At 46.5% G+C, this 25,306-nt stretch carries 25 protein-coding genes; 23 read left to right on the forward strand and 2 right to left on the reverse strand.

Going from position 1 to position 25,306, the window contains the following annotated elements; translation table 11 throughout:
* The first annotated feature begins 193 nt into the window (after positions 1-193).
* The 20 genes from miaB (at position 194) to ybeD (ending at position 20,975) form a co-directional block, all read left to right on the forward strand.
* Complete coding sequence (miaB, locus tag PSI15_RS01010) at positions 194-1,624, forward strand: tRNA (N6-isopentenyl adenosine(37)-C2)-methylthiotransferase MiaB (protein WP_273581914.1); 1,431 nt, start codon at positions 194-196, stop codon at positions 1,622-1,624.
* A 93-nt stretch (positions 1,625-1,717) separates the two neighbouring features.
* Positions 1,718-2,695 (forward strand): PhoH family protein, encoded by a 978-nt coding sequence (locus PSI15_RS01015; RefSeq protein WP_443256056.1) that lies wholly within the window; start codon positions 1,718-1,720, stop codon positions 2,693-2,695.
* Positions 2,692-3,159 (forward strand): rRNA maturation RNase YbeY, encoded by a 468-nt coding sequence (gene ybeY / locus PSI15_RS01020; RefSeq protein ID WP_273581916.1) that lies wholly within the window; start codon positions 2,692-2,694, stop codon positions 3,157-3,159. Before PSI15_RS01015 ends, ybeY begins: the two co-directional genes overlap by 4 nt.
* Before the next feature lie 72 nt (positions 3,160-3,231).
* Positions 3,232-4,110, forward strand: a complete 879-nt coding sequence (gene corC, locus PSI15_RS01025) for a CNNM family magnesium/cobalt transport protein CorC (protein ID WP_045969556.1) — start codon at positions 3,232-3,234, stop codon at positions 4,108-4,110.
* A gap of 10 nt (positions 4,111-4,120) precedes the next feature.
* Entirely contained in the window at positions 4,121-5,650 is a 1,530-nt protein-coding gene (lnt, locus tag PSI15_RS01030; RefSeq protein WP_273581917.1) for an apolipoprotein N-acyltransferase, read from the forward strand.
* Positions 5,651-6,134: 484 nt separating this feature from the next.
* A complete protein-coding gene (locus PSI15_RS01035; protein ID WP_443256052.1) occupies positions 6,135-7,022 on the forward strand; it encodes an amino acid ABC transporter substrate-binding protein in 888 nt (295 codons plus the stop codon).
* Positions 7,023-7,144: 122 nt separating this feature from the next.
* Positions 7,145-7,885, forward strand: coding sequence for an amino acid ABC transporter permease (locus PSI15_RS01040; RefSeq protein ID WP_045969544.1), 741 nt, complete (start codon positions 7,145-7,147; stop codon positions 7,883-7,885).
* A gap of 4 nt (positions 7,886-7,889) precedes the next feature.
* Positions 7,890-8,564: a glutamate/aspartate ABC transporter permease GltK gene (gltK, locus tag PSI15_RS01045; protein ID WP_273581918.1), complete on the forward strand. Its 675-nt coding sequence runs from the start codon at positions 7,890-7,892 to the stop codon at positions 8,562-8,564.
* Positions 8,564-9,289, forward strand: coding sequence for an amino acid ABC transporter ATP-binding protein (locus tag PSI15_RS01050; protein WP_273581919.1), 726 nt, complete (start codon positions 8,564-8,566; stop codon positions 9,287-9,289). Before gltK ends, PSI15_RS01050 begins: the two co-directional genes overlap by 1 nt.
* A 198-nt stretch (positions 9,290-9,487) precedes the next feature.
* Positions 9,488-12,070 (forward strand): leucine--tRNA ligase, encoded by a 2,583-nt coding sequence (gene leuS, locus PSI15_RS01055; RefSeq protein ID WP_273581920.1) that lies wholly within the window; start codon positions 9,488-9,490, stop codon positions 12,068-12,070.
* 32 nt (positions 12,071-12,102) lie between these two features.
* A complete protein-coding gene (gene lptE, locus PSI15_RS01060) occupies positions 12,103-12,687 on the forward strand; it encodes an LPS assembly lipoprotein LptE (protein WP_273581921.1) in 585 nt (194 codons plus the stop codon).
* Positions 12,684-13,715: a DNA polymerase III subunit delta gene (gene holA, locus PSI15_RS01065; RefSeq protein ID WP_273581922.1), complete on the forward strand. Its 1,032-nt coding sequence runs from the start codon at positions 12,684-12,686 to the stop codon at positions 13,713-13,715. Before lptE ends, holA begins: the two co-directional genes overlap by 4 nt.
* A complete protein-coding gene (gene nadD / locus PSI15_RS01070; protein WP_273581923.1) occupies positions 13,708-14,415 on the forward strand; it encodes a nicotinate-nucleotide adenylyltransferase in 708 nt (235 codons plus the stop codon). Before holA ends, nadD begins: the two co-directional genes overlap by 8 nt.
* 95 nt (positions 14,416-14,510) lie before the next feature.
* Positions 14,511-14,837: a ribosome silencing factor gene (gene rsfS, locus PSI15_RS01075; protein WP_084720958.1), complete on the forward strand. Its 327-nt coding sequence runs from the start codon at positions 14,511-14,513 to the stop codon at positions 14,835-14,837.
* A 2-nt stretch (positions 14,838-14,839) separates the two neighbouring features.
* On the forward strand, positions 14,840-15,310 hold the full coding sequence (rlmH, locus tag PSI15_RS01080) for a 23S rRNA (pseudouridine(1915)-N(3))-methyltransferase RlmH (RefSeq protein ID WP_045969528.1): 471 nt from the start codon (positions 14,840-14,842) through the stop codon (positions 15,308-15,310).
* Between the two features lie 36 nt (positions 15,311-15,346).
* On the forward strand, positions 15,347-17,206 hold the full coding sequence (mrdA, locus tag PSI15_RS01085) for a peptidoglycan DD-transpeptidase MrdA (protein WP_273581924.1): 1,860 nt from the start codon (positions 15,347-15,349) through the stop codon (positions 17,204-17,206).
* Positions 17,207-17,214: 8 nt separating this feature from the next.
* On the forward strand, positions 17,215-18,327 hold the full coding sequence (mrdB, locus tag PSI15_RS01090; protein ID WP_273581925.1) for a peptidoglycan glycosyltransferase MrdB: 1,113 nt from the start codon (positions 17,215-17,217) through the stop codon (positions 18,325-18,327).
* A 12-nt stretch (positions 18,328-18,339) separates the two neighbouring features.
* A complete protein-coding gene (gene rlpA, locus PSI15_RS01095) occupies positions 18,340-19,299 on the forward strand; it encodes an endolytic peptidoglycan transglycosylase RlpA (protein WP_273581926.1) in 960 nt (319 codons plus the stop codon).
* Positions 19,300-19,401: 102 nt separating this feature from the next.
* Complete coding sequence (gene dacA / locus PSI15_RS01100; protein WP_273581927.1) at positions 19,402-20,610, forward strand: D-alanyl-D-alanine carboxypeptidase DacA; 1,209 nt, start codon at positions 19,402-19,404, stop codon at positions 20,608-20,610.
* Positions 20,611-20,711: 101 nt separating this feature from the next.
* The gene (gene ybeD / locus PSI15_RS01105) at positions 20,712-20,975 is read left to right on the forward strand and encodes a DUF493 family protein YbeD (RefSeq protein WP_012989589.1); all 264 of its coding nucleotides are present in this window, start codon (positions 20,712-20,714) and stop codon (positions 20,973-20,975) included.
* 142 nt (positions 20,976-21,117) lie between these two features.
* Here ybeD and PSI15_RS01110 read toward each other — a convergent pair whose 3' ends face one another.
* The gene (locus tag PSI15_RS01110; RefSeq protein WP_273581928.1) at positions 21,118-22,578 is read right to left on the reverse strand and encodes a TrkH family potassium uptake protein; all 1,461 of its coding nucleotides are present in this window, start codon (positions 22,576-22,578) and stop codon (positions 21,118-21,120) included.
* A 170-nt stretch (positions 22,579-22,748) separates the two neighbouring features.
* On the opposite strand from PSI15_RS01110, the gene lipB reads away from it, so the two are divergent.
* The 3 genes from lipB to crcB all read left to right on the forward strand — a co-directional run bounded on the left by lipB (position 22,749) and on the right by crcB (position 24,880).
* The gene (gene lipB, locus PSI15_RS01115; protein WP_443256057.1) at positions 22,749-23,423 is read left to right on the forward strand and encodes a lipoyl(octanoyl) transferase LipB; all 675 of its coding nucleotides are present in this window, start codon (positions 22,749-22,751) and stop codon (positions 23,421-23,423) included.
* Between the two features lie 104 nt (positions 23,424-23,527).
* Positions 23,528-24,493 carry a lipoyl synthase gene (gene lipA, locus PSI15_RS01120; RefSeq protein WP_045973358.1) on the forward strand — a complete coding sequence of 322 codons (966 nt, stop codon included), beginning with the start codon at positions 23,528-23,530 and terminating at the stop codon, positions 24,491-24,493.
* A gap of 15 nt (positions 24,494-24,508) precedes the next feature.
* A complete protein-coding gene (gene crcB / locus PSI15_RS01125) occupies positions 24,509-24,880 on the forward strand; it encodes a fluoride efflux transporter CrcB (RefSeq protein WP_273581929.1) in 372 nt (123 codons plus the stop codon).
* A gap of 80 nt (positions 24,881-24,960) precedes the next feature.
* Here the strand turns inward: crcB and cspE are convergent, their stop codons facing one another.
* Positions 24,961-25,170, reverse strand: a complete 210-nt coding sequence (cspE, locus tag PSI15_RS01130; RefSeq protein WP_045969514.1) for a transcription antiterminator/RNA stability regulator CspE — start codon at positions 25,168-25,170, stop codon at positions 24,961-24,963.
* Between the last annotated feature and the right edge of the window lie 136 nt (positions 25,171-25,306).

The following is a 25,306-nucleotide window of genomic DNA, read 5'->3' on the forward strand; positions in this document are numbered from 1 at the left end:
GTACCGGAATTTTCCCTTTCCGGCTGTGAATATCCGCTGTTACAGTCTGGTCACTGGTGCCTCAAATGACTACAATAGCCAACAATATTATGCTAAATACACGACGTGCAATAACGTACAATGCAATATTGTGCGATATATTGCGCTTTTCAGTGTTGACGCATTATTCCACTGGAAACACCGGATACACAAAATGTCGACGATAAAAAAACTGTATATCAAAACCTGGGGCTGTCAGATGAATGAATACGATTCATCCAAGATGGCCGACTTACTGGAAACCACGCACGGTTATCAGTTAACCGATATCGCCGAAGAAGCAGATATCTTACTCCTGAATACCTGTTCAATCCGTGAAAAGGCGCAGGAAAAAGTCTTTCACCAACTTGGCCGCTGGAAAGGCCTGAAAGATAAAAACCCTGAAATCATTATTGGCGTGGGTGGCTGTGTTGCTTCTCAGGAAGGCGATTTCATTCGCCAGCGCGCACCCAGCGTCGATATTATTTTTGGGCCGCAAACCCTGCACCGCCTGCCCGAAATGATTAATCATGTCAAAGGCACTCGCAGCCCAGTCGTTGACATCAGTTTCCCTGAAATTGAAAAATTTGACCGGCTGCCAGAACCGCGTGCCGAAGGCCCAAGCGCATTCGTTTCCATCATGGAAGGCTGCAATAAGTACTGTACCTTCTGCGTGGTACCTTACACCCGTGGGGAAGAAGTCAGCCGCCCTTGTGACGATGTGTTATTTGAGATTGCACAACTTGCTGCACAAGGTGTACGTGAAGTTAATCTGCTCGGTCAAAATGTGAATGCCTATCGTGGTGCAGCGTTTGATGGCGGGATCTGCTCCTTTGCCGAGTTGTTGCGTCTGGTGGCGGCCATTGACGGTATCGACCGGATTCGCTTCACCACCAGCCACCCTATTGAGTTTACTGACGATATTATCGCCGTCTACGAAGATACACCTGAGCTGGTCAGCTACCTGCACCTGCCCGTCCAGAGTGGTTCTGACCGCATACTGACCTTGATGAAACGTGCCCATACTGCGCTGGAATATAAAGGCATCATTCGCCGGCTGCGCAAGGCTCGTCCTAACATCCTGATCAGTTCTGACTTCATCATTGGTTTTCCGGGCGAAACTCAGGATGATTTTGAAAAAACCATGAAACTGATTGCCGATGTTAACTTCGACATGAGTTTTAGCTTCGTCTATTCAGCGCGCCCAGGCACCCCCGCTGCCGATTTGCCCGATGACGTCAGTGAAGAAGAAAAAAAACAGCGTTTATACCTGCTCCAGCAACGCATTAACCAACAAGCCATGAGTTTCAGCCGCGCCATGCTTGGCAGCACGCAGCGTATTCTGGTTGAAGGACCATCACGCAAAAATATCATGGAACTCTCTGGCCGTACCGAAAATAACCGCGTGGTTAACTTTGAGGGAGCACCTGACATGATCGGCAAATTTGTTGATGTCGAAATTGTTGACGTATACGCCAATTCCCTGCGTGGTAAAGTCATCCGTACTGAAGATGAGATGGATCTACGCATCCATGAGTCACCTGAATCCGTCATTGCTCGTACTCGTAAGGAAGATGAGCTCGGCGTTGGCGTTTATCAGCCTTAACAGGCCCTAACATAGAGATAATCAGTGACACAAATAAACCCACAAGTAGCAACCCAAGAAATCTTTCTGGAACCCGCAGACAACCAACGTCTGATGAGTCTGTGTGGACCACTTGATGATAATCTGAAACAACTTGAGCATCGTTTGGGCATTGAGATCAACCACCGTGACAACCGTTTCAAACTGTCAGGTCAACCACTGTGTGTGAGTGCGGCAGCAGGAATACTGCGTCACCTTTATGTCGAAACTGCGCCTGTGCGCGGCGTAATACCCGATCTTGAGCCTAAGCAAGTGCATCTCGCCATTGCCGAAAGCCGGGTACTGGAACAAGCCGCAGAAAGCGTTCCTGAATACGGCAAAGCCGTTAATATCAAAACTAAACGGGGTGTGGTAAAGCCCCGTACACCTAATCAGGCGCGATATATTGCCAACATCCTTGATCACGATATCACGTTTGGGGTTGGGCCGGCGGGCACCGGGAAAACTTATCTGGCTGTCGCCGCAGCGGTTGATGCACTGGAGCGTCAGGAAGTCCGCCGTATCCTGCTGACCCGCCCTGCGGTTGAAGCCGGCGAAAAACTGGGCTTTCTGCCCGGCGACCTGAGCCAGAAAGTCGACCCTTATCTGCGTCCGCTTTATGATGCCCTGTTTGAGATGATGGGATTTGAAAAAGTTGAGAAGCTTATCGAAAGAAACGTTATTGAAGTCGCACCACTGGCTTATATGCGTGGACGAACGCTTAATGATGCCTTTATTATTCTCGACGAAAGTCAGAATACCACTATCGAACAGATGAAAATGTTCCTGACCCGCATTGGTTTTAATTCCAAAGCAGTCATCACCGGTGATGTGACCCAGATTGACCTGCCAAGGGGGCAAAAATCAGGTCTGAGTCATGCAATAGAAGTTTTATCTGATGTTGATGAACTGAGTTTTAACTTCTTACACAGTGAAGACGTTGTTCGCCATCCGGTGGTGGCAAAAGTGGTGGTTGCCTATGAAGCATGGGAAGCCGCAGAGCAGGAACGCAAAAAAGCGTTCAATGAGAAACGCAGACAGGAAGCACAATGAGTTCAGTGGTACTAGATTTACAAATTGCCTGTGAAAATCCCGCAGGGCTTCCAGAAGAAGCACTTTTCCAACACTGGCTGGAGGGTGTTCTGCCACAATTTCAGGCAGAAAGTGAGGTGACCATTCGTGTGGTCGATGAGGCAGAAAGCCATGATTTAAACCTCACTTATCGTGGGAAAGATAAACCCACTAATGTGTTATCTTTCCCCTTTGAAGCGCCACCTGAAATTGAATTACCCTTACTCGGTGATTTAATTATCTGTCGGCAAGTTGTTGAAAAAGAGGCAAAAGAGCAAAAAAAAACCGTCGAGGAACACTGGGCACATATGGTGGTTCACGGCAGCCTTCATCTTCTGGGATATGATCATATCGAAGACGATGAAGCAGAAGAGATGGAATCTTTGGAAACAGAGATTCTTAAAAAAATGGGTTATCCTGATCCCTACCTGATGGAAAAAGAATAACCCTTGCTAACATTTTTATGTTAAACATACTAGTCTACGATTTTATTAATGGGGAATTTTCATTAAAACGCCATGAGCGACGACCATCCTTCAAGTAACGATAGCCCTGGCCCTAAGAAAGGCTTCTTTGCGCTTCTTAATCAGCTTTTTCACGGTGAACCGAAAAACCGTGATGATTTGGTTGAACTGATCCGTGACTCTGAGCAGAACGACCTCATCGATCCCGATACCAGAGAGATGCTCGAAGGTGTCATGGATATTGCTGATCAACGCGTGCGTGACATTATGATCCCGCGCTCACAGATCGTTACCTTAAAACGCAACCAATCTCTGGACGAATGTCTGGATGTTATTATTGACTCGGCCCACTCACGCTTTCCCGTGATCAGCGAAGACAAAGATCATATCGAAGGCATATTAATGGCGAAAGATCTGCTACCCTTCATGCGTACCAATGCAGAACCTTTCAGCATTGATAAAGTACTTCGTCAGGCTGTGGTTGTACCGGAAAGTAAACGTGTAGACCGTCTGCTGAAAGAATTCCGTTCCCAACGTTATCATATGGCGATTGTGATCGATGAATTTGGCGGTGTTTCAGGGCTGGTCACCATTGAGGATATTCTTGAACTGATTGTGGGTGAAATAGAGGACGAATACGATGATGACGAAGATAACGATATTCGTGCTTTAAGCCGCCACTCCTATTCCGTGCGAGCATTGACTCAAATTGAGGATTTCAATGACATTTTTGGTACCCATTTCAGCGATGAAGAGGTTGATACCATTGGTGGGCTGGTCATGCAGGCATTTGGACATCTGCCTTCTCGTGGGGAATCTATCACGATTGATGGCTATCTTTTCAAAGTGACAATGTCTGATAGTCGTAAGATCATTCAGGTTCATGTAAAAATACCGGATGATGCTGACGTTCCTAGCCTTGACAAACAATAATAGGATCTAGATGAACAAAGCCTCATTAATGAGCTGCCAGCGGTTACGTGCCATGCTGGCACTTTTCTTCGGAGCCAGTGGAACGCTGGCTTTTTCACCTTTTGATTTCTGGCCTGCGGCTCTTATTGCTCTCTTCGGCCTGCAAATCCTTTCTTTGAACAGAACCCCCCGCCAAGCCTGCTTTATTGGTTTATGCTGGGGTCTTGGCTTATTTGGCAGTGGCGCAAATTGGGTTTATATCAGTATCGCTGACTTTGGTGGCATGCCGACCGCTGTCAATATCTTTTTGGTGATCCTGCTATCTGCCTATCTTGCTCTTTATCCCGCGTTATTTGTCGGCTTATTGAACCGTTTTTTTCCGGCTCCCAACAGCATCAGGCTGGTTATAGCCAGTCCGGCACTGTGGCAGTTGACAGAATTCTTGCGTGGCTGGATATTAACTGGATTTCCGTGGTTACAATTTGGTTATAGCCAGATTGATGGCCCCATGAAAGCCATTGCGCCTATTTTGGGTGTAGAAGGCATTACTTTCTTACTTACGCTAATCAGTGGGCTGCTGGTTCTTGCGGTTATACAGAAAAAAATTTCGGCGGCTATCTTCGCCATTATTTTGCTGCTGTTACCGTGGCCAATGAGGCACTACCCGTGGTATACCCTGCAACCAGAAAAAGCGACTGAAATTGCTTTGGTGCAAGGTAATATTCCCCAAACCATAAAATGGGCTCCTTCTGTTCTTGGAAAAACGCTGGATATCTATCTGGATAACAGCCGTCCTTTCATTGGGAAAGCGCCAATCATCATCTGGCCGGAGTCGGCTATCCCTGATTATGAATATAACCAAAATGATTTCCTGACCAAACTGGATACCGTGCTGAGGCAACACAATACTAGCCTGATCACTGGCATTGTCGATGCCCGACCAACGTTGGAAGGTTATAAATTCTATAACAGTATTATCGTATTGGGAGATAAGGCGCCTTACCAATATCCAGCGCTAACCCGTTACGACAAACATCACCTTGTCCCGTTTGGTGAATTTGTGCCATTAGCATCACTATTGCGCCCATTAGCACCTTTGTTCAATTTGCCAATGTCTTCTTTTAGCCGGGGGAATTACATCCAGCCTCAACTGTCAGTGGCAGGGCACAACATTACTGCGGCTATCTGCTATGAAATTATTTTGGGTGAACAGGTGCGTGATAACTTCAAACCTGATACCGAGTTCCTGCTAACCGTTTCTAATGATGCCTGGTTTGGGCACTCTATTGGCCCGTGGCAACATTTCCAAATGGCCCGGATGCGCTCCCTTGAACTGGGTCGCCCTCTATTGAGAGGGACAAATAATGGTATTACCGCAGTCATCAATCCTGATGGCTCGGTTCAAGCGGAACTGCCACAATTTACCCGACAGGTCCTGGCGACCAAAGTCACCCCTGCGACAGGATTAACCCCCTATTTTCGTTTTGGGAATTGGCCAGTATGGGGAGCAAGTGCGCTATTTTTCATCTTTGCTTTGATGAAAAATCGCCGCAAAAATTAATTTCCTCGAGGGGAGGTAATAAGCTGTTTTCAGCTTGCGAACGGCAAGGTGAAGTTTGCAGGGTATACACTTTCTATTGTTATTAATGAAACGTTAACAAAAATCAGGGCATGTTAATTATGCTCTGGTTTTTGTTAACCACCGCTTTCATCACTAAGATGCCAATAATTTATCAAATATCTCACCATAAATAACCCACCAAGCAGAATATTATTTCGAATAACGCAAAATGTGAATAACATTCAATATTATTTGCTTTTTAACCACACATAAATGAAATTGTTTATTTATAGTGCGATGTGAGTCGCGAAATGGAAACATTACTGTTTCAAAAAAGCAACATTATGGATTATTTTTTTACGATACCCAAACAAAACAACTCAGAAAATCGTTTCTATAGACAGCGTTACTCATCCATGTAGAAACACAATTATCGGTAAAAAATCCAATTTCACGAAAAAATAACCAGATAAAGGAGCTGTATATGCGTAAGTTGATGTTAACCATGATGTTACTTAGTGCGGTTGGCGCTGCCCATGCACAGGAATTGACTGGGACACTGAAAAAAATCAAAGATAATGGCATTATCGTTGTCGGGCACAGAGAGTCTTCTGTTCCATTCTCTTACTACGATAATCAGCAAAATGTCGTTGGTTATTCTCAAGATTATTCCAACCTGATCGTTGATGCCGTCAAGAAAAAACTGGACATGCCTAATTTGCAAGTCAAGCTGATCCCGATTACCTCCCAAAACCGTATTCCCCTGCTGCAAAATGGCACTTTCGATTTTGAATGTGGTTCTACCACCAACAACCTTGAACGACAGAAACAAGCCGCGTTCTCCAATACTATCTTTGCCGTCGGCACCCGCCTGCTGACCAAAAAAGACTCAGGCATCAAGGGATTTGATGATCTGGCAGGAAAAAATGTCGTTGTGACTTCAGGTACAACCTCTGAAATCTTGTTGAATAAGCTCAATGATGAGAAACAAATGAAAATGCGTATTATCAGTACCAAAGATCATGGTGATTCATTCCGCACTCTGGAATCAGGTCGTGCTGTCGCCTTTATGATGGACGATGCCTTACTTGCCGGTGAACGCGCGAAAGCGAAAAAACCTGATCAATGGACTCTTGTTGGCAAACCACAATCGGAAGAAGCATACGGCTGTATGCTGCGCAAAAATGATCCTCAATTCAAGGCGTTGATTGATGACGTCATTGTTAAAGTGCAAACCTCCGGTGAAGCAGAAAAAATGTTTAATCGCTGGTTCAAAGAACCCATTCCACCTAAAAATCTGAACTTAAACTTCTCCATGTCAGATGAAATGAGAGCACTGTTTAAAGCTCCAAACGATAAGGCATTGAATTAATTTAAGAACTAAAAATTCTGATTTTATTGGCAAGGCGGGTATGAGGTAGTCGTTCCCTACCTCATTTTTTTCATATTTAAATTCGATGAATGACAGCTAACCCCATATCAGGGAGTTCGATTATGTCCGTTAATTGGAATTGGGATATCTTTTTACAAGCTGCCCCTTTTGGTAATACCACCTATCTGGGGTGGCTTATTTCTGGTTTTCAAGTCACGGTTGCACTTTCCATCTGCGCTTGGATCATTGCACTCGTTGTCGGTTCATTGTTCGGGATTCTCCGTACCGTCCCGAATAAATTCTTGTCCGGGCTTGGGACCTGTTATGTTGAGTTATTTCGCAACGTGCCTCTCATTGTCCAATTTTTTACCTGGTATCTGGTGGTTCCCGAATTCCTGCCCAAAAACCTAAGCGATTGGTTCAAAATGGATCTGGACCCCAATATCCAATTTTTTATTTCCTCCGTCATTTGCTTAGGATTATTCACCGCTGCCCGTGTATGCGAGCAAGTCCGTGCGGCAATTCAGTCACTGCCAAGAGGGCAAAAATCCGCCGGGCTGGCAATGGGCTTAACCCTGCCACAAACTTACCGTTACGTTCTGCTGCCCAATGCTTACCGCGTGATCATTCCCCCGATGACCTCAGAAATGCTCAATTTGGTCAAGAACTCTGCCATTGCCTCCACCATCGGGCTGGTTGATATGGCGGCTCAGGCTAATAAATTGCTGGATTATTCCGCACATGCCTATGAATCATTCACCGCAATCACGTTGGCTTATGTCGGCATCAATCTCGTGATTATGCTTGCCATGAGCATACTGGAGAAAAAAGTTCGTTTACCGGGCAATATGGGAGGGCGATAAAGAAATGTATCAGTTTGACTGGAGTTCGATTATACCGAGTCTACCTTTTCTTCTGAACGGGTTGATGATAACAGCAAAAATTACCGTGATAGCCATTATCATCGGCATTATCTGGGGAACCCTGCTGGCGGTGATGCGCCTCTCATCCATCAAGGCAGTGAGCTGGTTTGCCGCCCTGTATGTTAACTTGTTCCGCTCAGTGCCTCTGGTGATGGTATTACTGTGGTTTTACCTGATTGTGCCTAACTTATTACAAAATATTCTAGGCATATCACCAAAAACTGATATCCGTTTAATTTCTGCAATGGTAGCGTTCTCGCTCTTTGAAGCCGCTTACTATGCCGAAATCATTCGGGCAGGTATCCAGAGCATTTCTCGCGGGCAATCCTCTGCTGCGCTGGCGCTGGGCATGACCCCTATGCAAAGCATGCGCTTGGTGATACTGCCACAGGCATTTCGGGCCATGATCCCATTGCTGCTGACACAAGGCATTGTATTATTTCAAGATACTTCTCTGGTATATGTACTGAGTCTGGCGGATTTTTTCCGTACCGCAACGAATATTGGTGAGCGTGACGGCACTCAGGTTGAAATGATTCTGTTTGCCGGCTTTGTTTATTTTGTGATTAGTTTTTCCGCTTCTATGCTGGTTAACTATTTGAAGAAAAGGACTGTTTGATGATTTCCCTGAAAAATGTATCCAAGTGGTATGGCCAATTTCAGGTTCTGACTGACTGCTCGACGGAAGTCAAAAAAGGCGAGGTCGTTGTGGTCTGCGGGCCTTCGGGTTCCGGTAAATCCACACTGATAAAAACGGTCAATGGCCTTGAACCTGTCCAGCAAGGTGAAATTCGCGTAAACGACACCAAAGTCAATGACAAGAATACCAATCTGGCACAATTGCGTTCCAAGGTCGGGATGGTGTTTCAGCACTTTGAGCTTTTCCCTCACCTGTCCATCATTGAGAATCTGACACTGGCTCAGGTCAAGGTGTTGAAGCGTGATAAGAAAGCAGCGACTGAAAAGGGATTAAAACTGCTGGAGCGAGTTGGGTTAGCCAGCCATGCGGATAAATTCCCGGCCCAACTCTCTGGTGGCCAGCAACAACGTGTTGCCATTGCCCGTGCACTCTGCATGGACCCGATTGCGATGCTGTTTGATGAACCGACTTCTGCGCTTGATCCTGAAATGATTAATGAAGTGCTGGATGTGATGGTGGAACTGGCGAACGAAGGCATGACCATGATGGTGGTCACCCACGAGATGGGGTTTGCCAAGAAAGTAGCACACCGTGTTATTTTCATGGATGAAGGCAAAATTGTCGAAGACAGTCAGAAAGACGATTTCTTTGCCAACCCAAAATCAGAGCGCGCCCGCGATTTTCTGGCGAAAATTCTGCACTGATGGTTCTTCGTCGGCGGATGGAAAAACGACCGCCGACCTTAAATTTCCCCTAAAAATAAGTCATTTTCCGCATTCCGCCTTTAACAAGAGTTGTTGCCCCTATCCCTTATCAGCTATGCTATGGAACCTTAGATTTCATAAACCAACCAAACGCGCTAATGGCGTGGCTTTATTACTCACCATAGGATTATCGGTGCCATGCAAGAACAATATCGTCCAGAAGACATAGAACAACAAGTCCAGCTTCATTGGCAAGAGAAGCAAACGTTCAAAGTGACAGAAGACAACAGCAAAGAAAAATACTACTGCTTGTCTATGCTACCTTATCCTTCTGGCCGACTACATATGGGCCATGTCCGTAATTACACCATTGGTGATGTGATTTCCCGTTACCAGCGCATGCTGGGCAAAAACGTACTGCAACCTATCGGTTGGGATGCGTTTGGTCTGCCGGCAGAAGGCGCGGCAGTCAAAAATAATACCGCTCCTGCCCCGTGGACTTATTCCAACATTGAGTACATGAAAAACCAGTTAAAAATGCTGGGCTTTGGCTATGACTGGGATCGTGAAGTGACGACCTGTACGCCGGAATACTATCGCTGGGAACAGTGGTTCTTCACCCAATTGTACGAAAAGGGTCTGGTATACAAAAAAACCTCCGCCGTTAACTGGTGCCCACATGACCTGACGGTTCTCGCCAATGAGCAGGTTATTGATGGCTGCTGCTGGCGTTGTGATTCTCAGGTTGAACGTAAAGAGATCCCACAATGGTTCATCAAGATCACCGATTACGCAGAAGAGTTGCTTAATGATCTGGATAAACTGGAAGATTGGCCTGAACAGGTCAAGACCATGCAGCGCAACTGGATTGGCCGTTCTGAAGGGGTCGAAATCACCTTCAATGTGGCTGACAGCCAGGAAACACTGACCGTTTATACCACTCGCCCGGATACTTTCATGGGAGCAACCTATGTCGCCGTCGCGGCGGGTCACCCGCTGGCAAAACAGGCGGCGGAAAATAATCCTGAGCTGGCCGAATTCATCAACGAATGCCGTAATACCAAAGTTGCCGAAGCGGATATGGCAACCATGGAGAAGAAAGGTGTACCAACAGGCCTGTTTGTCATTCACCCATTGACCAACGAAAAGATCGCTATCTGGGCTGCCAATTTTGTCCTGATGGAATACGGCACAGGCGCTGTTATGGCGGTTCCAGCGCACGATCAACGCGATTGGGAATTTGCCACCAAGTACAACCTGCCAATGAAAGCCGTTATCCTTGACAACGAAGGCAATGTACCCAACCTTCAGGACGCGGCGGCTACGGATAAAAATGCCCTGGTCAATTCCGGTGAATTCAGCGGCCTGAACCATGAAGCAGGCTTCAATGCTATCGCTGACAAACTGGTTGCCATGGGTGTCGGCCAACGTAAAGTGAATTACCGCCTGCGTGACTGGGGTGTTTCCCGCCAACGTTATTGGGGCGCCCCAATTCCAATGGCAACACAGGAAGATGGCACGGTGGTTCCTGTTCCAGCCGATCAATTACCGGTCATTTTGCCGGAAGATGTTGTGATGGATGGGATCACCAGCCCAATCAAGGCTGATCCTGAATGGGCAAAAACCACCATTAACGGCCAACCGGCGCTGCTTGAAACCGATACCTTTGATACCTTCATGGAATCCTCATGGTATTACGCGCGCTATACCTGCCCAGATTATGATAAAGGTATGCTGGACCCGGCGGCGGCTAACTATTGGTTGCCCGTGGATCAATACATTGGTGGTATTGAACACGCCATCATGCACCTGATGTATTTCCGTTTCTTCCATAAATTGATGCGCGATACTGGTCTGGTCAACTCGGATGAACCCGCTAAGCGCCTGCTGTGCCAAGGCATGGTTCTGGCTGAAGCCTTCTACTACACAGGTAACAGCGGCGAGAAAGTCTGGGTATCTCCGGCTGATGCCATTGTTGAGCGTGATGAGAAAGGCCGCTTTGTGAAAGCAACGGATAAAGATGGCCATGAACTGGTTTATACCGGCATGAGCAAGATGTCGAAATCCAAGAACAACGGCATCGATCCCCAAACGATGGTCGATAAATACGGCGCGGATACCGTCCGTCTGTTCATGATGTTTGCCGCACCACCAGAGCTAACACTGGAATGGCAAGAATCTGGCGTGGAAGGGGCTAACCGCTTCCTGAAACGTGTTTGGCGTCTGGTTTACGAACACAGCAACAAAGGGGCAACTCAGCCACTGGATGTTAATAACCTGACGACAGAACAGAAAGATCTGCGCCGTGACTTGCACAAAACCATCGCGAAAGTCACTGATGATATTGGTCGCCGTCAAGCGTTCAATACCGCCGTTGCCGCCATCATGGAGCTGATGAATAAACTGACGCGTGCACCACAGGAAACAGAGCAAGATCGCGCCCTGATGCAAGAAGCACTCATTGCGGTTGTCCGTATGCTTTCACCTATCACGCCACACGCTTGCTTTGTGATGTGGAGAGCGCTTGGCAATGAGGGCGACATTGACACGGCGGCATGGCCACAAGCTGATGAGCAGGCCATGGTAGACGATACTAAACTGGTCATTATTCAGATTAATGGTAAGGTGCGTGGTCGCATTACTGTACCCGCAGATGCAGCAAAAGAGCACGTCCAAGAGATGGCGACACAAGAACACAGTGTGAAGAAATATCTTGAAGACGTCAGTATCCGCAAAGTCATCTATGTTCCAGGTAAATTACTGAATCTGGTTGTAGGTTGATAATTGTAGGCTGATAACAGGAGATTCTATTTGTGGTAAAACGTGTGGTAAGAAGTGGTGTAGGTAATCATCTACGACATCATATTTTCACGTTGTTGCTCGGGTTGGCGGTGCTGGTCACCGCTGGCTGCGGTTTTCATCTTCGGGGCACAACACAAGTACCAAAAGAGCTTCAAACATTGCAATTAAGTTCTGGTGACCCTTACGGGCCTCTGGCACGTGCAGTACGTCAGCAACTTCGTCTTAATGATGTCAAAATTATTGAAAATGGCGATGCTTCAGTACCTATCCTGAAACTGGTTGGTTCTAATGAAAATAAAGAGACAGTTTCTGTCTTTCAGGATGGCAAATCGGCAGAACGTCTGTTGGTACTGAGTGTTGATGCTCAGGTTCTGATGCCGGATGGCAGCATCTATCCATTGCGGGCAAAGGTTGATCGTTCTTTCTTCGATAACCCGTTGGAAGCGCTGGCAAAAGATGCAGAAAATGAACTGGTTCAACAGGAAATGCGCGAACAGGCTGCCCGTCAGCTAATGCGCCAATTATTGACCGTTCATAGTGCAGAGCTCCTGAAAGCCGAAGAAAAACAGAAAGCGGCGGCTACACAGAAACCATGATCCGACTTTATCCTGAACAACTTTTCTCGCAGCTCAATGAAGGGCTGCGAGGCAGCTACCTGTTGTGGGGCAACGAACCCTTACTCTTGCAGGAAAGTCAGGACAACATCCGCAAAGTGGCTGAACAGCATGGATTTATGGAGCATTTCACCTTCGCATTGGATAACCATACCGATTGGGATGAAATTTTCAGTCTCTGTCAGTCACTTAGCCTATTTGCCAACCGTCAGTCCCTTAACCTGCTGCTGCCGGAAAATGGTCCTAATGCCGCAATGGCAGAACGGCTGACCAAACTGTCGGGGCTGCTGCATGCTGATATTTTGCTGATATTACGTGGACACAAGCTCACCAAGGCGCAGGAAAACAGCCCGTGGTTCAAGGCGATTGGGCAAAATGGCGTCTACGTCAGTTGCCTGACACCTGAGCAGAATCGCCTGCCACAATGGGTGGCACAACGCGCCAAAAACAAGGGACTATTACTGGAAAATGAAGCCAATCAACTCCTGTGCTATTGCTATGAAGGAAACTTATTGGCACTGGCTCAGGCTCTGGAACGTCTTTCCCTGCTCTATCCTGATAATCGATTGACACTTCCTCGTGTAGAAGAAGCCATCAGTGATGCGGCTCACTTTTCCCCCTATCATTGGGTTGATGCTTTGCTGGCCGGAAAAATAAAACGGGCATGGCATATATTGAAACAACTTCGCCAGGAAGATACTGAGGCGGTTATTTTGCTGCGTACTGTACAGCGGGAGCTCATGCTACTTCTGGTACTTAAGCGTCAATATACCACTACTCCGTTGAAGGCTTTGTTTGATCAACACAAGGTTTGGCAAAATCGCCGGGCATTGCTGTCAACCGCATTACAGCGTCTGTCACAACGAGAACTGCAATCTGCCATCCATTTGTTGACCCAGATGGAACTGCGTGTCAAACAGGATTATAGCCAATCCATTTGGGCTGACCTGGAAACGCTTTCTATGTTGTTATGCGGAAAACCATTACCAGAGAACTTCCTGAATGCCTGACTCTATTGATTCCATCAAGACCGACGCTCAAAATATTAACTCAGCAAATACGGCCTCTCCGGTAATTCAGGCGCTATTCGGGGGTACATTCGATCCCATTCATTATGGTCATTTGCGGCCTGTGGAAGCCTTGGCTCAATTAGTGGGACTCAAACAGGTTATCTTATTACCTAATCACGTTCCCCCACACCGCCCTCAACCAGAAGCAACGGCCCAACAACGGCTGGAAATGGTTCGTCTGGCCGTGCGGGATAACCCGCTGTTTACTGTGGATACCCGTGAGCTGGAACGACAATCGCCCTCTTACACCATAGAAACGCTGAAATCCTTTCGTCAGGAAATCGGTGAACAACACCCACTGGCATTCATTATTGGGCAAGACTCATTACAAACTCTCCATACCTGGTATAAGTGGGAAGAACTGCTCGATATTTGTCATCTGTTGGTCTGCTCCCGCCCCGGTTATCAAAGCCAACTTTCGGCTCCGGGCATGCAATCATGGCTTGAAAAGCACCAAATAAGTTCTCCACTCCCATTAAGCCAAAAACCACACGGTTATATTTACCCGGCCGCCACGCCGTTATTAAACATTTCAGCAACGGATATTCGCCAACGTCACCAGCAAGGGATAAGCTGTGATGATTTGCTTCCTCCATCGATACAAAATTATATCGATTCACAGGGGCTATATAAGAAATAACAAGACTATGCGGTGACTTGCAGCTAACTCGCTTACTTTTATAGAGATTGGCATGCTATTATTCTGCGTTACTTAACCAATTTGATGAAATAAAGGTGATCCTTTTGCAAGGCACAGAACTACAACAATTTGTTATTGATAAGCTTGAAGATTCCAAAGCACAAGATATTGTTTCTATAGATGTTCGCGGAAAATCCAGCATTACTGACTGTATGATCATCTGCACCGGAACATCAAACCGCCACCTGATGTCTGTGGCTGATAATCTGGTGGATGACTGCCGCGAAGCTGGCATCATGCCGTTAGGTGTTGAAGGACAAGGCATTTCAGACTGGATAGTCGTCGATCTTGGCGAAATCATGGTCCATGTTATGCAGGAAGACAGCCGCCGTATGTACGAATTGGAAAAACTCTGGAGCTGAGTTTGAAGTTACAACTGGTCGCTGTAGGAACAAAAATGCCGGACTGGGTACAGACCGGCTTCATGGATTATTTGCATCGTTTTCCCAAGGATATGCCTTTTGAGCTGATTGAAATCCCCGCGGGAAAACGGGGTAAAAATGCGGATATCAAGCGCATTCTGGAAAAAGAAGGCGAACAGATGCTGGCCGCTGTTGGTAAAGGCAACCGTATTGTGACACTGGATATTCCAGGCGCTCGCTGGGATACCCCACAATTAGCACAGCAGCTTGAACGCTGGAAGCTGGATGGCAGAAATGTCAGTCTGTTGATTGGTGGCCCTGAAGGTTTGGCGCCAGCCTGCAAAGCCGCCGCGGAACAAAGCTGGTCACTTTCTCCCTTAACCCTGCCACATCCTCTTGTACGGGTTCTGGTTGCGGAAAGCCTTTATCGAGCGTGGAGCATCACGACTAACCACCCTTATCATCGGGAATAAATTGGGTAATCTAACACCGTGAATTCTGGCAATGGGATGAAGAATCAACGAACCCCTTTTCGCGATCACTCGGCTGAATCGGCCTTATTCATACGCCGCGCACTCGTGGCGTTTGTCGGCGTTATCATTTTAACGGGCATCCTGATTGCCAATCTCTATCATCTCCAGATTACCCGCCATGAAGATTACCAAACCCGCTCGAATGGCAATCGCATTAAACTCGTTCCCATCGCGCCAAGCAGGGGCATCATTTATGACCGTAATGGCACACCGCTGGCAACTAACCGAACCATTTATCAGCTAGAAATCGTGCCACAAAAAGTCGCTGATCTTGATAAGACACTCAATGAGCTGCGCTCTGTCGTTGGGCTTACCGATGAAGATATCGAGACCTTCCAAAAAGAGCGTCAACGTGCACGTCGTTTTACTGCCATTCCCCTAAAAACATCATTGAACTCAGTTCAGGTTGCCCGGTTCTCCGTCAATCAATATCGTTTTACCGGGCTGGAAATCAAGGGCTACCAACGTCGCTATTATCCTTATGGCTCCGCCCTCACCCATGTGATCGGCTATGTCGCCAAAATCAACGATAAGGATGTCGAACGGCTGGAAAAAGAAGGTATTCTGCCAGACTACTCCGCTACCCATGATATCGGGAAACTGGGCATTGAACGTTATTATGAATCCATCCTGCATGGCAAACCCGGTTATGAAGAAGTCGAAGTCAACAATCGGGGGAAAGTGATCCGCCAACTGCATGAACAGCCGCCACAGGCTGGCAAAGATATTTACCTGTCAATCGATTTAGAACTGCAAACCTATATTGAAGAGATACTGACAACCAGCCGTGCCGGTGTCGTGGTTACCGATCCCCGTACCGGGGAAGTGTTGGCGATGGTGTCCAACCCCAGCTACGATCCGAATCTGTTTGTCGATGGCATTTCGAGCAAGGACTATAAATCCCTGCTCAATGACCCCAATCGCCCCTTAATTAACCGGGCCACACAAGGGGCTTACCCACCCGCATCAACGGTAAAACCGTTTATTGCCGTTGCCGCCCTCAGCAGTGATGTGATTACCAAGAACACCACGACCAATAATCCCGGTTGGTGGCAACTGCCAGGCTCAGACAAACGTTACCGTGACTGGAAACGCTGGGGGCATGGCAAGCTGAATGTCCATAAAGCCATTGTCGAATCAGCGGATACTTTTTTCTATCAACTCGCCTATGATATGGGTATCGATAGACTGTCTGAATGGATGACAAAATTTGGCTATGGCGAATTTACGGGCATTGATTTGAAAGAAGAAAATCCCGGCAATATGCCTAACCGTGAATGGAAACTCAAACGCTATAAAAAGCCGTGGTATCAAGGCGATACGATTTCCGTGGGTATCGGCCAAGGATACTGGACGGCAACGCCTATGCAGATGGTTAAGGCCCTGATGATCTTGATTAATGATGGTGAAGTGAAAACACCGCATTTCCTGATGAATACTCGTGTCAATGGCGAAATGCAACCTTACCAGCCCCCACTCCAAGAACCTATTGGGGATATTCATTCTGGCTATTGGGAAATCGCCAAAGATGGCATGTATGGTGTTGCCAATGCCCCAAATGGCACAGCCCGCCGATCCTTTGCCGGTACGCCCTATAAAGCGGCCGTTAAATCAGGGACGGCTCAGGTTTTCAGTTATGAAACCTACAATGCCAGCAAACTGGCTGAACATCTGCGTGATCACAAGTTGATGATTGCCTTTGCACCCTATGACAATCCAACGGTTGCCGTTTCCATCATCCTTGAAAATGGGGGATCTGGACCGCCTGTCGGCACGATCGTTCGTCAAATTCTGGATCATATTTTACTTAGGTCTACCAAAAAAGATGCTAATTGAGTAATACCATGACAGACTCATCAAACAAGGTTCCTTTTTGGACCCGGCTACATATCGATATTCCATTACTGTTATGCGTAGTGGCATTGCTGGCCTACAGTCTTTTCATTATGTGGAGTGCCAGTGGGCAAGACGTTGATATGATGGAGCGTAAAATAGGGCAGGTCATCATGGGGCTTATCGTGATGATCGTCTTCGCTCAGATCCCGCCACGCATATACGAAAATTGGGCACCTTATCTCTATATTGCCTGTGTCATTCTGCTGATCTTTGTTGATGTTTTTGGCCAGATTAGTAAGGGAGCGCAGCGTTGGCTGGATCTGGGCATTGTGCGTTTCCAACCATCAGAAATTGCCAAAATCGCCGTCCCCTTGATGGTCGCTCGCTTTATGAATCGGGATCTCTGCCCGCCTTCACTGAAAAACACCGGCATTGCACTGGTCTTGACCTTTGTCCCTACCCTATTGGTCGCAGCGCAACCCGATTTAGGCACCTCGATTCTGATTGCCGCTTCCGGGGTCTTTATCCTGTTTTTAGCGGGAATGAATTGGAAGCTCATCGGCGTTGCCGTGTTACTGCTGGCCTGTTTTATTCCCATATTGTGGTTTTTCCTGATGCACGATTACCAGCGTGCCCGCGTGATGATGTTATTGGACCCAGAAAGTGATCCCTTGGGCAAAGGCTATCATATCATTCAGTCCAAAATTGCCATTGGCTCAGGGGGAATATTTGGCAAAGGTTGGCTACAAGGCACCCAATCACAGTTGGAATTCCTGCCGGAACGACATACCGACTTTATTTTCGCGGTTCTGTCTGAAGAATTGGGGTTGATTGGCGTGCTTATTTTGCTCGGCCTCTACTTGCTGGTGATTGTGCGTGGTTTGTTTATTGCCACCAAAGCACAGAATACCTTTGGCCGGGTGATGGTCGGCGGGTTGATACTGATTTTCTTTGTCTATGTTTTTGTCAATATCGGCATGGTAAGCGGTATCCTGCCGGTCGTCGGTGTTCCCCTGCCGTTGATCAGTTATGGGGGATCAGCATTAATTGTCCTGATGGCGGGGTTCGGCATTATCATGTCGATACATACGCATCGTAAGTTATTGTCCAAAAGTTTATGAGGAAGAAGTTTCATGCGTCAACAGTGCCTTATACTTAGCGTCGTAGCAGTATTGATGTCAGGCTGTACTATAACCGATAACGATCGAACCTCTTCCCTTCCCCCCATTCCAACGCGGGATGTTTTGGGCGCTGAACCTCAATATGAGCCTTATCACCCCAGCGCGAATCAAGACTATCAGCGGGATGGGCAAACCTATCACATCGTGCAAGACCTTGCTCACTTTAGCCAAACCGGTTATGCCAGTAAGTTCGGTGAAGAATCCACTGGAAAACTCACTGCCATTGGTGAACGCGCCAGCCCCTACGCTTTAACGGCAGCACACCCGACACTGCCTATTCCAAGTTATGTTCGTGTCACTAACTTAAGCAACGGACGCATGATGATTGTTAGGGTCAATGATCGAGGCCCTTACAATAAGCCGGGAAAAATCATTGAATTATCTTATGCCGCAGCAGAGCGTCTCAATTTGATGCCGCAAAGCAAAGTGAAATTGGAGGGTATTCTCGTTTCACCTGATGGTTCGCTTTCCGGTCTGGGAACAAAAGGATCGACGATTGTTAAGCAGAGCTTTGCATTACCTGAAAGGCCTAATCTTACTTCCCAAATATCAACTCCTCCTGAGATGACAGACAATTCTGCCGGCGAAAATACCGTAAAGCAGCCACCAGCCGAACAAAACTTGACTGAAAGTACAACAGGCCAGCCTGTTACGCTCCCTGCAACGACATCACCTGCCCCTGAATCAACAAACGGTTACATGGTGCAAGTCGGCGCCGTCAGCGTTGAACAAAAAGCCAAAGAATGGCAACAGTCATTGAGCCAGCGCTTTAATGTACAAGGGCGCATTACCCAATTTGGTAACGTCTATCGTGTTCAATTGGGGCCGTTCAATAACCGTCAGCAAGCGCAGGAACTACAGAAAAAATTAACCGATCAGATGCAGCAATCCTCTTTTATTGTTGCTCCCTGATTGATGAAACTTAATCGCGATAATAAAATGTCAGCTTTTTTTTCATTTGTTATTATATCGCCTACTATCAATCCTTCTCTCACGGATGTTATCTAATCAATCATGAAATACCTAGTTACTTCCCGTTTTATCAAAAGTGTCACTTTTGGCATTGCCCTGGCTGCCAGCATTTCTGCATCTGCCAACGCGGATGATAATTTCAAGACCATGATCCCCGGTGTACCAGAACTGGATTCAGAAGCCTATATTCTGATTGATTACAACTCAGGAAAGGTATTAGCTGAAAAGAATGCGGATATCCGCCGCGATCCCGCCAGTTTGACCAAAATGATGACCAGCTATGTTATTGGTCAGGCCATCAAATCAGGAAAAATCGGCCAGAATGATATCGTTACAGTAGGTAAAGATGCTTGGGCAACGGGTAATCCGATCTTTAAAGGCTCATCCTTAATGTTTTTAAAACCGGGTGACCAAGTTTCTGTCGCGATGCTCTCCCGCGGTATCAACTTGCAATCTGGCAACGACGCCTGTGTCGCTATGGCAGATTATGTGGCAGGCAGCCAAGATGCCTTCGTCAACCTGATGAATCAATATGTGCAAAGTCTGGGGCTGAAAAATACCCATTTTCAAACTGTTCATGGTCTGGATGCCAACGGTCAATATAGCTCTGCCCATGATATGGCACTGATTGGGCAGGCCCTCATCCGCGATGTACCGGATGAATATTCTATTTACAAAGAAAAAGAGTTTACTTACAACAATATCCGTCAGCCTAATCGTAATGGCTTACTCTGGGATCAGAGCCTGAATGTTGACGGTATTAAAACAGGCCACACCAGCGGCGCAGGATATAACCTGGTTGCTTCTGCTACCGAAGGCAATATGCGCCTGATTTCTGCGGTGATGGGCAGTCCAACCTTCAAGGGACGTGAAACCGACAGCAAAAAATTACTGACATGGGGCTTCCGTTTCTTTGAAACAGTTTCACCACTGCAAGTCGGTAAAGAATTCGCCTCAGAACCCATTTGGTTTGGTGATACAGATAAGGTTCAACTGGGTGTTGACAAAGATGTTTACCTAACGATCCCTCGTGGCCGCTTAAAAGACCTGAAAGCCAGCTATGTATTGGATAATACCGAACTACATGCACCACTGGCTAAAAATCAAGTTGTTGGCACGATCAACTTCCAGCTTGATGGCAAAACCATCGAACAACGTCCATTGGTCGTGATGCAGGAAGTCCAAGAAGGTGGTTTTTTCAGCCGCATCATCGACTATATCCGACTGATGTTCCATCACTGGTTCGGTTAATCGCTTGAAAGCCTTATATTAATCAAATATCGTTATAAAATTATCACGCCACGGCCAATCCATTGTCATGATGCCGTGGCAAATCTATTTCAGGAGCGCCCATGAAAACGAAATTAAATGAATTACTTGAATTCCCCTGCTCATTCACCTACAAAGTCATGGGGCTGGCTCAACCTGAGCTGGTGGATCAAGTGATTGAAGTCGTTCAGCGCCATGCACCGGGCGACTATTCTCCAGTGGTGAAACCAAGCAGCAAAGGTAACTACCATTCCGTATCCATTACCATTAATGCAACGCATATTGAGCAAGTTGAAACGTTGTATGAAGAGTTGGGTAATCTGGAACTGGTGCGTGTTGTACTGTAATTGCGTTTCCTGTCGGAACACGCTTTACTCTCTTAACATCATATGCTGATGTACAAATCAGCAAAGTTTGATGTCTCTAATGCCAATGGCAGGAAAATAGCCGAATATAGCCGAATATAGGGAAACCGTATTCGGCTATTGTTTAAAAACGCCAAAACGCTTTTGAGCATAAAATCAATATGGGATAAATTTCAAGCCTTCCCAATAACATAGCTGCGCACATCATCCATTTTGCTATCGGGTCAAGAGCACCGAAACCTTGTGCCGTCACACCCCACCCTATTCCCATGTTATTGATACAAGCCGCAGCGGTGGCAAATGACGTCATAAAATCATAACCGAGCAGGTTCAAAGCCCAGATAAAGAAACAGCTAAAAAAGACATAGAGGAAGAAGAAGCCCCAAACAGAGCGCAGCACCCTTTCCTGAACCACCGATTTGCCCACTTTAATCGTTGAGATGGCATTTGGGTGAATGAGCTGGTTAATTTCACTGACACTCTGTTTTGTCAGGATCATAAAGCGCAGGGCTTTAATACCTCCACACGTTGACCCCACGCAGCCACCAAAAAAGCTCACGGCCAACAGCAGCAATACCGTATGGGGAGGCCATTGGGCGTAATCAGAGATCGACAAACCATTATCCGTCATCATGGAACTGGTCATGAAAAAGCCGTGAACAAAGGCTTCTTTCACGCCATACATGCCTGAACGGTATAATTCTATCCAGATAATGGCGACTATCGCCGCCAGTACCAGTAAGAAAAATTGCAGTTCAGCATTCTTTAGCAATGGTTTTAAACTTCTGCGTGTCAAAGCAACAAAATAAAGCGCAAAGTTGACGGCTGACAGTACCGAAAAAATGCCCCCTACCATTTCAATGGCCGCACTGTCGTAATAACCGAGGCTTTCATTGCGGGTAGAAAATCCCCCCAGGGAAACCGTTGAGATCCCATGACAGACGGCATCAAACCACGACATGCCTGCCGCCCAGAAACTGGCTGAACATAGCCCTCCCAGCAACAGATATACTACCCACAAGCTTTTGGCACTGTCTGCAAGCCGTGGGGTTAATCGTTCTTCTTTGAAGGGGCCTGGCATTTCTGATTGATAAAGTTTGGCACCACCAATCCCCAGCAAAGGTAAGATGGCAACGGCAAGCACAATGACACCCAATCCGCCAATAAAATTGAGTTGAGCACGATAATAGAGTACAGAATTGGGCAAGGCAGAGACATCATTCAATACTGTGGCGCCTGTGGTCGTAATACCCGAAATTCCTTCAAACATCGCATCCACCAGATTGATGTTTAAATTTTTATCAAGCACAAAAGGCAAGGCACTGAGCAAAGAGAACAACAACCAGAAGAGTACAATGATAAGAAATCCATCTTGCGTACTGGGTTGCGCCTTGGTTTTACGAGTAAAGAACCAGCCGACTCCCCCTGCAACCAAGCCAATGACAAGGGTCTCAAAAAAGGCAAAAACACTTTTTTCTTTATAAAATAAAGCCACAAAAATAGGCAGCAACATTGAGAGGCTGTAAAGGAGCACCAAAAAACTACAAAGGTGCCCAACAATAAGAAGTTGGTTTTTTTTGACCATCTGTTAGCTCAAACAGAGATTAAAGGGAAAATCATCAAGATATATCACCATAATAATATAAAATTAAAACATATTCTTCTAATTAACAATATTATTGCATTAAGGCATTCTCAAACTGGTGGGAATCCTCTTACGGCGTTATACTGACGGGCACTTTTTGTTAACGAATGATGAAATTCCCATTGCAACATAACACCGTTATCTTACGCCAGTTAGGTATTCAGCCCTACGAACCGGTTTCAGATGCTATGCACCAGTTCACCGAGCAGCGTACTGCGGAAACACCTGATGAAATCTGGCTTGTCCAACATGAAAAAGTCTTTACGCAAGGTCAGGCCGGCAAAGCCGAGCATATCCTTGCAGCCGGTGATATCCCTGTCATCCAGTCAGACAGGGGAGGACAGGTGACTTATCACGGCCCCGGACAGCAGGTCATGTATGTTTTGATTGACTTGAAGCGGTCAAAAATCGGGGTTCGCCAATTGGTCACTTCTATTGAAAATACGGTGATCGAAACATTGGCACATTTTGGTGTGGAAGCCTATGCCCGCTCAGATGCCCCCGGCGTTTATGTTGCAGGTAACAAAATCTGTTCCCTTGGGCTACGTATCCGCAAAGGATGCTCTTTTCACGGTCTGGCACTGAACATTGCCATGGACTTACACCCCTTTTTACGCATAAATCCTTGTGGTTATGCCGGAATGCAAATGATCCAACTCAGTGACTTTGTTGCCGGAGTAACCATCGAAGATGTACAACCTGTTCTGGTGGAAAAATTCTGTCAGATCTTGGGATTCCAACTAATCGATACCAACTCGTCGATAAAAGATGATATAATTTTTTAACAATTTTCAAAAAAATTTGAATGGATTTATCTGCCTTGACATTTTTTCATCATTATCAGGCAGTAAATCAAAATCTGAAGAATATAACTGGAACCAGCACGATTATGAGTAAACCAATTCAGATGGAACGCGGTGTCAAATACCGCGACGCAGACAAGATGGCTTTGATCCCTGTGAAGACAATCGCCACAGAACGTGAAGCACTCTTGCGTAAACCTGAGTGGATGAAAATCAAACTTCCTGCGGATTCCAGCCGCATTCAAGGTATCAAAGCAGCAATGCGCAAAAATGGGCTGCATTCCGTCTGTGAAGAAGCCTCCTGCCCTAACCTTGCAGAGTGTTTTAACCACGGAACCGCCACCTTTATGATCCTTGGCGCCATCTGTACCCGTCGCTGCCCATTCTGTGACGTCGCCCACGGCCGCCCGAATGCACCTGATGCCAATGAACCGACTAAGCTCGCACAGACCATCCAGGATATGGGGCTGCGTTATGTCGTTATTACCTCGGTTGACCGTGACGATTTACGTGACGGCGGGGCGCAACATTTTGCTGACTGTATCACGGCTATTCGTGAAAAAAATCCATCAATTAAGATCGAAACTTTAGTACCTGATTTTCGCGGCCGCATGGATCGTGCGCTGGAAATTCTGACCGCAACACCTCCCGATGTCTTCAACCACAATCTGGAAAATGTGCCACGGGTTTATCGTCAAGTTCGTCCGGGGGCTAACTATGATTGGTCGTTGAAACTACTGGAGAAATTTAAAGAAGCGCATCCAGATATCCCAACGAAATCAGGTTTGATGGTGGGGTTGGGTGAAACCAACGAAGAAATTTTAGCGGTTATGCGCGATTTGCGCAGCCACGGGGTCACGATGCTGACCCTGGGGCAATATTTACAGCCAAGCCGCCATCACCTGCCAGTACAGCGTTATGTCAGCCCTGCTGAATTTGATGAAATGAAAGAAGCCGCATTAGAAATGGGCTTTACCCATGCGGCTTGTGGCCCGTTTGTGCGCTCTTCTTACCATGCTGACTTGCAGGCTAAGGGCGTAGAAGTCAAATAAGCTGTTGCCACCATCATGATGAATCTTATTGCCATATTTATCGGTGGTGGCTTGGGTAGTGTACTACGCTGGCTCATCAGTCTCCGCCTGAACAATCCATCTTCCCCAATCGCCGTTGGTACGCTGACGGCGAATTGCATTGGCGCATTTATTATTGGGTTGGGTTTGGCCTATTTTAATAAAGCCACACATCTCAATCCGGTTTGGCGGCTAATGCTAATGACAGGTTTCTGCGGCGGGCTAACAACCTTTTCCACTTTTTCGGCTGAAGTCATTTATTTATTACAAACGGGAAAAACAGATTGGGCACTGTTCACTATTCTGGCAAATGTGATCGGTTCATTGCTGATGACTGCACTGGCTTTCGCGGTAATAAGCAAACTTTAATGATTTGATAAGACGCTAGAAGTTAATAAGAATAAAAAAACCCGTTATCAAAACGGGTTTTCAAAATGCGGGATTTGAAATTAGATTGCGACAACGTTCGCAGCAGATGGACCTTTCGCACCCTCAGTGATTTCAAACTCTACTTTTTGGCCTTCAGCCAGAGTCTTGAATCCGTTAGACTGAATGGCGGAAAAGTGTACGAAAACATCTTTGCTACCATCTTCTGGAGTGATAAAACCGAATCCTTTGGATTCATTAAACCACTTAACGTTACCTTTAATTTTAGACATCAAAACTTACCTTTATAAAAAAGACACGAACTCAGTGTCGCGTACAGTACAACAAATAATATCGTCCACTGTCTGCAACATAGATCACGAAATATATAACCGAATGTAAAAAAACACACTTTTTGTTTAATTACAC

Source organism: Xenorhabdus sp. PR6a, from assembly GCF_028599065.1.
GTDB lineage: Bacteria > Pseudomonadota > Gammaproteobacteria > Enterobacterales > Enterobacteriaceae > Xenorhabdus > Xenorhabdus doucetiae.

Excerpts from the sequence above, each read along its gene's own strand:
- nadD (WP_273581923.1), top strand. The coding sequence starts at position 13,708 with ATGCCTGACTCTATTGATTCCATCAAGACCGACGCTCAAAATATTAAC.
- PSI15_RS01050 (WP_273581919.1), top strand. The coding sequence starts at position 8,564 with ATGATTTCCCTGAAAAATGTATCCAAGTGGTATGGCCAATTTCAGGTT.
- leuS (WP_273581920.1), top strand. The coding sequence starts at position 9,488 with ATGCAAGAACAATATCGTCCAGAAGACATAGAACAACAAGTCCAGCTT.
- corC (WP_045969556.1), top strand. The coding sequence starts at position 3,232 with ATGAGCGACGACCATCCTTCAAGTAACGATAGCCCTGGCCCTAAGAAA.
- lnt (WP_273581917.1), top strand. The coding sequence starts at position 4,121 with ATGAACAAAGCCTCATTAATGAGCTGCCAGCGGTTACGTGCCATGCTG.
- lipB (WP_443256057.1), top strand. The coding sequence starts at position 22,749 with ATGAAATTCCCATTGCAACATAACACCGTTATCTTACGCCAGTTAGGT.
- gltK (WP_273581918.1), top strand. The coding sequence starts at position 7,890 with ATGTATCAGTTTGACTGGAGTTCGATTATACCGAGTCTACCTTTTCTT.
- miaB (WP_273581914.1), top strand. The coding sequence starts at position 194 with ATGTCGACGATAAAAAAACTGTATATCAAAACCTGGGGCTGTCAGATG.
- PSI15_RS01110 (WP_273581928.1), bottom strand. The coding sequence starts at position 22,578 with ATGGTCAAAAAAAACCAACTTCTTATTGTTGGGCACCTTTGTAGTTTT.
- PSI15_RS01035 (WP_443256052.1), top strand. The coding sequence starts at position 6,135 with ATGCGTAAGTTGATGTTAACCATGATGTTACTTAGTGCGGTTGGCGCT.
- ybeY (WP_273581916.1), top strand. The coding sequence starts at position 2,692 with ATGAGTTCAGTGGTACTAGATTTACAAATTGCCTGTGAAAATCCCGCA.
- rlpA (WP_273581926.1), top strand. The coding sequence starts at position 18,340 with ATGCGTCAACAGTGCCTTATACTTAGCGTCGTAGCAGTATTGATGTCA.
- PSI15_RS01040 (WP_045969544.1), top strand. The coding sequence starts at position 7,145 with ATGTCCGTTAATTGGAATTGGGATATCTTTTTACAAGCTGCCCCTTTT.
- lipA (WP_045973358.1), top strand. The coding sequence starts at position 23,528 with ATGAGTAAACCAATTCAGATGGAACGCGGTGTCAAATACCGCGACGCA.
- cspE (WP_045969514.1), bottom strand. The coding sequence starts at position 25,170 with ATGTCTAAAATTAAAGGTAACGTTAAGTGGTTTAATGAATCCAAAGGA.
- crcB (WP_273581929.1), top strand. The coding sequence starts at position 24,509 with ATGATGAATCTTATTGCCATATTTATCGGTGGTGGCTTGGGTAGTGTA.
- PSI15_RS01015 (WP_443256056.1), top strand. The coding sequence starts at position 1,718 with ATGAGTCTGTGTGGACCACTTGATGATAATCTGAAACAACTTGAGCAT.
- mrdA (WP_273581924.1), top strand. The coding sequence starts at position 15,347 with ATGAAGAATCAACGAACCCCTTTTCGCGATCACTCGGCTGAATCGGCC.
- ybeD (WP_012989589.1), top strand. The coding sequence starts at position 20,712 with ATGAAAACGAAATTAAATGAATTACTTGAATTCCCCTGCTCATTCACC.
- mrdB (WP_273581925.1), top strand. The coding sequence starts at position 17,215 with ATGACAGACTCATCAAACAAGGTTCCTTTTTGGACCCGGCTACATATC.
- dacA (WP_273581927.1), top strand. The coding sequence starts at position 19,402 with ATGAAATACCTAGTTACTTCCCGTTTTATCAAAAGTGTCACTTTTGGC.
- holA (WP_273581922.1), top strand. The coding sequence starts at position 12,684 with ATGATCCGACTTTATCCTGAACAACTTTTCTCGCAGCTCAATGAAGGG.